Source organism: Corynebacterium sp. HMSC036D03, from assembly GCF_001836185.1.
Classification (GTDB): Bacteria; Actinomycetota; Actinomycetes; order Mycobacteriales; family Mycobacteriaceae; genus Corynebacterium; species Corynebacterium simulans.
Map to the genome: position 1 here is coordinate 1 of NZ_KV827744.1, position 590 is coordinate 590.

A 590-nucleotide genomic window follows, 5' to 3' on the forward strand; every position below is an offset into this window, starting at 1 on the left:
GAGCGTGTCAAGTTGTTTGTGTGTGGGGCTTGGTTTCTAGAGGTATTGGTCGAAGCGGTCTGGGTAGGCCACGGCCATTTGGTTGATGGCTTGTTTCCACCCGGAAACCTTTCCGCCTTCAACGAGCCGGCTAGCTGAAGCGGCGGCTCGTTTACCTTCTTTAGCGCGTTTAGCTGCGCGTTTGTCTTCGATATTGCAGATCATCAACCACAGTGTCTTTAATGCGGACTCATCATTGGTGAACTGCACCCGGTTACGAGTGGCTTTACGCAGCTCATTGTTAAACGACTCAATCGAATTCGTGGTGTAGATGACCTTGCGGGCTGCCGGCGGGAACTGCAAAAACGGTACGAATCGTTCCCACGCGTCTTGCCAGACCTTGACGGATCTGGGGTATTTCTCGCCCAGCTCAGAGTCTGCGAATTCTGCCAGTGCTGCTGCAGCAGTGGATTCATCAGGGGCTGAGTAGACCTTCTTCAGTGCTGCGGACACGGCCTTGCGGTCGCCGTAGGCCACCCATCGGTTGGCAGCACGAATCAGGTGCACGATACAGGTTTGCACCATCGATCCTGGCCAGGTTGCCTCCACTG

Annotated in this window: 1 protein-coding gene; it reads right to left on the reverse strand. The window is 55.1% G+C overall.

Going from position 1 to position 590, the window contains the following annotated elements; translation table 11 throughout:
• Positions 1 to 36: 36 nt before the first annotated feature.
• Positions 37 to 590: transposase (locus tag HMPREF2692_RS08270; protein WP_210400653.1), on the reverse strand; the 554-nt coding region annotated here is incomplete at its 5' end.